The following is a 5,904-nucleotide window of genomic DNA, read 5'->3' on the forward strand; positions in this document are numbered from 1 at the left end:
ATCGCAAAGGGGCTCGGCGCCGGCTATCAACCGATCGGCGCGATGATGTGCACCGCTGAGATCCACGACACGATCGCCGGGGGTTCCGGCTTTTTCCAGCACGGGCATACGTATATCGGCCATCCCACGGCTTGTGCCGCGGGCAATGCAGTGCTGAGCAAACTCACCGGCGGGCTTGTGGAAAACTGTGCCGCGATGGGCGACAAGCTGCAGGCAGCGCTGCATTCTGAATTCGGCCAGCACCCGCATATTGGTGATATACGGGGCCGGGGGCTTTTTCTCGGGCTTGAGGTCGTCGAGGACCGGGGCAGCAAGAAACCTTTCGATCCTGCGAAAGCCGTAAACAAAAAGCTCAAGCAAACGGCCTTTTCCAACGGGCTGCTGTGCTATCCGATGGGCGGCACAGTGGACGGGCAGAACGGCGACCACGTGCTGCTCGCCCCACCGTTCATCATGGAAGACGAACATGTGGACGAGATTGTCGGGAAGCTGAAAAAGACTTTTGATGCAGTGCTTTGAATTGCCCGGTTAATCTGTTTTGAAGCCGATGCCGCGGATGAAACCGCCGAAATCCCCGCGCTGCTGTTCTGCATACATCTCAGCCCTGGTCCGTGACCAGGCGGGGCCGCCGGTAGCTGCACTGCGGCGCGCGTCATAGTCCTGGATCACCTCGTCTGAACAGTCCGAAAAGCGGTCATTATGTACTGTCGCACTGAGAGGCAGGCGCGGGCTCATGCGGGCCGTGTCCGCAGGGTAGCCGATGGCCATGCCGGCGACAGGAAACACATGATCGGGCAGTGAGAAGAGGTCGCGTACCGGCGCGAGGTGATTGCGGATCGTGCTGATGGGGCAGCATCCGAGGCCTGCGGCTTCAGCAGCGGCCATGAAAAGCGCCAACGCAATGCCGGCATCGACGCTTGCGTTGAAAAAGGCATCCAGATGGTCGTTCGGGAAGGGCTTTTCATGCATTTTCTGAACCTGGCGCTGCCGCCGGTTATTGGCCAGAAAGATCACGAAATGCGGGGCATCGGCGATCCAGGCCTGCGCTGAGAGCAGATCGCGAAGCGCGCCCCTTTGTTCCGGTGCACTGACAATCAGGATGTCGCGCTGTTGCAGATCGCTCTTGGATGGCGCGCAAAGAGCGGCGGCCGCAAGGGTTTCCAGCGTGGCGTCGGTCACTGTGTCAGTCGTGAACGCCCGGCAGGATCCGCGCGCCGCGAGGCAGGTAAGAAACGGATGGCTCTCCAGACCGTCAGGCACGCCCGGGGCCTCTCCGAAACGGGCAGTCAGAAGTTCGCTGAGCCTGCTCCCGACCATCAGATTGCCGGCCGCACTTTGTAAGAAATACTTACGAAAACCATAAGAACATATTCCTTTTCGTTAGCTTTGCTCCACGTTATATCTCGGGCAGCCAAATAAAATCGCGTCAGGAGCCCCGGGTGGACGGTCAGTCACAAACAATGGATGTCTCGGTCTGGCGGGGCGGCGAGGACGGTGATTATCAGACATACCAGGTGCCTGCCTATGAGAGCCAGACAATTCTCGATGTGGTCTCCTGGATTCAGCAGTACGAAGACCCCACTCTGACCTATCGCTTTGCCTGCCGCGTAGGCATGTGCGGCTCCTGTGCGATGATGGTGAACGGTGAGCCGCGCTGGACTTGCAGAACCCACGTCAGGAAGGTGCTGACCGACGGTGCCATAAAAGTGGGCCCGCTGAGAAATCTGCCGGTAATCAAGGATCTGGCGGCTGATATGGATCCGTTCTTCGACAAATGGGTGGCCGCAGGTGGCGTGCATACCCCCTCGGCCAGCCGCAATGAGCCGATCGCGCCCGTTGACCCGGACGGCGACGACCGGGTGACGGCAAGTGCGGGCATCGAATGCATCAACTGCTCGGTCTGTTATGCGGCCTGCGACACGGTGGCGGGCAATGACGACTACCTCGGGCCTGCGGCGCTGCAACGCGCCTGGACACTTTATAATGATACCAAACACGACAACCGTGCGGGGATCCTTGACGCCGTATCTGGGACGGGCGGGTGTCACAACTGCCACTCAATGGGAAGCTGCACCTTCTACTGCCCCAACGAGCTGGATCCGATGGCCGCCATCGCCGGTCTGAAACGTGAAACGGCGCGCAGTTTCTTCCGCAACCGAAAGGGATAAGATGCTGAACCTGCGTTTATATATGGCTCAGCGGATCACCGCATTGATTATGGCACCACTGACACTCGGGCATATCGCAGTGATGATCTACGCGGTGCAGGGAGGACTGAGCACCGGCGAAATCCTGGGTCGTACGCAGGGGTCGATCTTCTGGTTTGCCTTTTACGGCACCTTTGTGCTGGCGGTATCCGTGCATGCGGCCATCGGTCTGCGGGTGATCATCCATGAAACCTTCGGGATGCGCGGCGCGGCACTGACGACACTGAGCTGGAGCATCGGGCTTGTGCTCTTTGCCATGGGCGGCAGAGCGGTCATGGCCGTCACCGGGGGCGGCGTATGATGCGGCCTGCACGCGCCCATCCGCTCTGGCTGGCGTTTGTGTTGCACCGGGTCTCCGGCGTGGCTCTCGCGCTCTTTCTGCCGCTGCATTTTTATGTGCTTTCGCTTGCACTCAGGGCGCCGGAACGGCTCGATAATTTTCTTACCTTTGCCGAGCTGCCTCTTGTTAAATTTGCAGAATTCGGCCTCGTGTTTCTGCTTGCTGTGCACACTGCGGGTGGGCTGCGCCTGATGGCGATGGAATGGCTGCCCTGGTCCGCGCCGCAGAAATCACTGGCCGCGGGTGCGGTGGGCTTTGCCGTGCTGCTTTCGGGCACATTCTTTTTACAGGTGATCTGACCATGACCCATGACGTTGACCGCCATGACACTGACATTCTGATCCTCGGCACCGGTGGCGCGGGGCTCTTTGCTGCACTGCACGCCCAGCAATCTGCCCCGCCAGGCACCAAAATCACCATCGCCGTGAAGGGGCTGATCGGCAAATGCGGCTGCACCCGCATGGTGCAGGGGGGGTATAATGTGGCGCTGGGGGGCGGCGACACTGTCGAGCGGCACTTCATGGATACAATACAGGGCGGCAAATGGTTGCCTGATCAGGATATGGCCTGGCGGCTTTGCGAACAGGCAGTGGTGCGTATCCGTGAGCTGGAAAACGAAATCGGCTGCTTTTTCGACCGCAATCCGGACGGCACGCTGCACCAGAAAGCCTTTGCCGGGCAGACGGCGGACCGCACGGTGCACAAGGGCGATCTGACAGGCATCGAGATCATCAACCGGCTGATGGAACAGGTGCTGGCGCGCCCCGTGGAAAAGCTGCAGGAGCACCGCGCCATTGGCCTTGTGCCGACGAAAGACAAAACCGCGCTGGCAGGCGTGCTGATGATCGACATGCGCACCGGTAAGTTCCGGTTTGTGCGGGCGAAAACGGTGCTGATGGCCACGGGGGGCGGCCCGACCATGTATAAATACCACACGCCCAGCGGGGACAAAGCCATGGACGGGCTCGCCATGGCCCTGCGCGCAGGACTGCCGCTGCGGGATATGGAGATGGTGCAGTTTCACCCCACCGGGCTGCTTGCCGGCGATCACAGCCGGATGACCGGCACGGTGCTCGAAGAGGGGCTGCGCGGCGCTGGCGGGCATTTGCTGAACGGAGCCGGTCAGCAGTTCATGTTCGATTACGACGCCAAGGGTGAGCGCGCGACCCGCGATGTCGTGAGCCGGGGCATGTATGCCGAAATGCGCAAGAACAATAACCCCGAGCAGAAGGGGCTTTTTATCTCAATGGCGCATCTGGGCCCGGATCTGGTGCGCAAAAAGTTCAAAGGCATGGTCAAACGCTGCGAAGACAGCGGCTTCGATCTGGCCGCCGGGCGTGTCGAGGTGGTGCCGACGGCACATTATTTCATGGGCGGCGTGGTGGTCGATACCGACACGCGCACGGCCCTTGAAGGGCTCTATGTGGCCGGCGAAGATGCGGGCGGGGCCCACGGCTCCAACCGCCTCGGCGGCAATGGTGTGGCAAACTCGACCGTCTATGGCGGGATTGCCGGAGACACGATGGGCACGGATATTCGTCGCATGAGCGCACTGCGCGAGCCTGATGAAGGGGTGCTTGCCGCAGAGATGGAACGCGCTCGGCGTCCGCTGCGCCAGACACCGGCGCTGGTGCAGCCCCTGCGCAACCGTCTGCAGGAGGCGATGTGGGAAGAGGTCGGCGTGATGCGCACCGCCGCGGGCCTGAAGCGCGGCCTCGAACGCATCGATGAGATCAGCGCGGAGCTTTTGCAGACCGGCGTTTCCGCTGACAATCTGGCGTTCAACCTCACCTGGCACGACTGGCTGAACCTTGCGTCGCTCTGTGAGGTTTCTGAGGTGATCGCCCGCGCGGGGCTTGCGCGCGAAAACTCACGCGGCGCGCATTACCGCGAGGATTTTCCTGACGAGGGGGATCTGACGGACAGCTATTTCACCATCGCGCGGATGCAGGGCGACCGCCTGGAGGTTGGCCGAGAAGACGTGAGATTTACGATCGTCCGTCCCGGCGAGACCATTCTGCCCGACGGGGAGCCCGAAACACTGGTGGCAGCACAATGATAACAATTGATCTGATCCGGAACACCGCAGAGCGCCTGATGGAAAAGGCCGCCATCGAGATCCCGGAAGACTATCTCGACGGTCTCAAAGCAGCGGCGAAAACAGAGGACGGAGACCTTTCATCCTTTGTTCTCAAAGCGATGCTGGACAATTATGAAGCGGCCAAAGAAGACCGCCGTGCGATGTGCGGTGACACCGGGGTGCCGCGCTGGTTCGTGAAAATGGGTAATGAGGCACGCATTGAAGGCGGGCCGGTGGCGCTGGAGACCGCGCTCAGGCGCGCCACGGCGACGGCCACCAGCTCAGTGCCGCTGCGCCCCAACCGGGTCCACCCGCTCTGGCGTACGGATCACAACAACAATGTCGGTATCGGCGCGCCCGAGATCGAATACGGTTTTGAGCCGGAGGGCGAATGGATCGATCTTATCACGGTGCACAAAGGCGGGCTTTTCGGCACGGACTACCGGATGCTCTTCCCGTCAGACGGGGTGCAGGGCATCAAACGGTTTTACCTCGACAGCCTGATGGCCTTTGGTAAACGCGGGCTGGCCTGTCAGCCGGCGATTATCGGCATCGGGCTCGGCGGGTCCAAAGACACCTGTATGGTGCTTGGCAAGCGTGCCTCGACCCTGCGCACGGTGGGTAGCCGCAACTCCGATCCGAAGATCGCGGCGATGGAGGATGAGTTTAAAGAGCTCGGCAATTCCATCGGTATGGGCGCGATGGGATTTGTCGGCAAAAACATGGTGATAGATTGTAATATTGAAGTCGGCTACTGCCATACTGGCGGCATGCAGATGTCTGTGCATGCCTTCTGTCTGTCCTCGCGCCGGGCCGTTGCGCGGCTGTTCCCCGACGGGCGTGTTGAATACCGCACCGATCCCGACTGGTTCACCCCTTATCAGCGCCGCGAAAGCGTGGACTGGGAAGCCGGCCTGGAGGCCGCCCAATGAGCCTGCGCGAAGTCACCCTGAGCACAACACCGACTGCGCAGGCTGTCGCTGATCTCAGGCTTGGTGACATCGTTTATCTGGACGGGCTGATCTATACCGCGCGCGAGGGTGTTTACATGCGCGCGCTCGAGGAAAAGGCCAATATCCCGCTGGAACTGCCCTCGCAGAGTGCCGCCAATTTCCACTGTTCGCCGGCGGCGGTGATCCGCGAGGACGGCTCGTTCGATCTTGGCGCTGTGACGGCGACCGCGAGCTTTCGCTTTGCTAAATGGCTGCCTGAATGGATGGCAAAAACCGGCGCGCGGCTGATCATCGGCAAGGGCGGGATGTCGTCAAAGGATTACA

At 60.9% G+C, this 5,904-nt stretch carries 8 protein-coding genes; 7 read left to right on the top strand and 1 reads right to left on the bottom strand.

Annotation, left to right across the window (positions count from 1 at the left end):
- A partial coding sequence (locus Q0M35_RS16570; protein ID WP_295317378.1) for an aminotransferase class III-fold pyridoxal phosphate-dependent enzyme occupies positions 1 to 519 on the top strand: 519 nt, incomplete at its 5' end.
- A 9-nt stretch (positions 520 to 528) separates the two neighbouring features.
- Here Q0M35_RS16570 and Q0M35_RS16575 read toward each other — a convergent pair.
- Positions 529 to 1,317, bottom strand: a complete 789-nt coding sequence (locus Q0M35_RS16575; RefSeq protein WP_295317379.1) for a nitroreductase family protein — start codon at positions 1,315 to 1,317, stop codon at positions 529 to 531.
- Between the two features lie 143 nt (positions 1,318 to 1,460).
- On the opposite strand from Q0M35_RS16575, the gene Q0M35_RS16580 reads away from it, so the two are divergent.
- The 6 genes from Q0M35_RS16580 to Q0M35_RS16605 all read left to right on the top strand — a co-directional run.
- Positions 1,461 to 2,168: a 2Fe-2S iron-sulfur cluster-binding protein gene (locus Q0M35_RS16580; protein ID WP_295317384.1), complete on the top strand. Its 708-nt coding sequence runs from the start codon at positions 1,461 to 1,463 to the stop codon at positions 2,166 to 2,168.
- Positions 2,169 to 2,190: 22 nt separating this feature from the next.
- Positions 2,191 to 2,508, top strand: coding sequence for a succinate dehydrogenase (locus Q0M35_RS16585; RefSeq protein ID WP_295317385.1), 318 nt, complete (start codon positions 2,191 to 2,193; stop codon positions 2,506 to 2,508).
- Positions 2,505 to 2,846, top strand: a complete 342-nt coding sequence (sdhC, locus tag Q0M35_RS16590; protein ID WP_295317380.1) for a succinate dehydrogenase, cytochrome b556 subunit — start codon at positions 2,505 to 2,507, stop codon at positions 2,844 to 2,846. Before Q0M35_RS16585 ends, sdhC begins: the two co-directional genes overlap by 4 nt.
- Before the next feature lie 2 nt (positions 2,847 to 2,848).
- Positions 2,849 to 4,606 (top strand): FAD-binding protein, encoded by a 1,758-nt coding sequence (locus tag Q0M35_RS16595; protein WP_295317381.1) that lies wholly within the window; start codon positions 2,849 to 2,851, stop codon positions 4,604 to 4,606.
- On the top strand, positions 4,603 to 5,559 hold the full coding sequence (locus Q0M35_RS16600; RefSeq protein WP_295317382.1) for a fumarate hydratase: 957 nt from the start codon (positions 4,603 to 4,605) through the stop codon (positions 5,557 to 5,559). The genes Q0M35_RS16595 and Q0M35_RS16600 overlap by 4 nt, the downstream gene beginning before the upstream one ends.
- A partial coding sequence (locus tag Q0M35_RS16605) for a fumarate hydratase C-terminal domain-containing protein (RefSeq protein WP_295317383.1) occupies positions 5,556 to 5,904 on the top strand: 349 nt, incomplete at its 3' end. The genes Q0M35_RS16600 and Q0M35_RS16605, both read left to right, overlap by 4 nt.

The organism is Roseobacter sp., from assembly GCF_024639605.1.
Classification (GTDB): domain Bacteria; phylum Pseudomonadota; class Alphaproteobacteria; order Rhodobacterales; family Rhodobacteraceae; genus Roseobacter.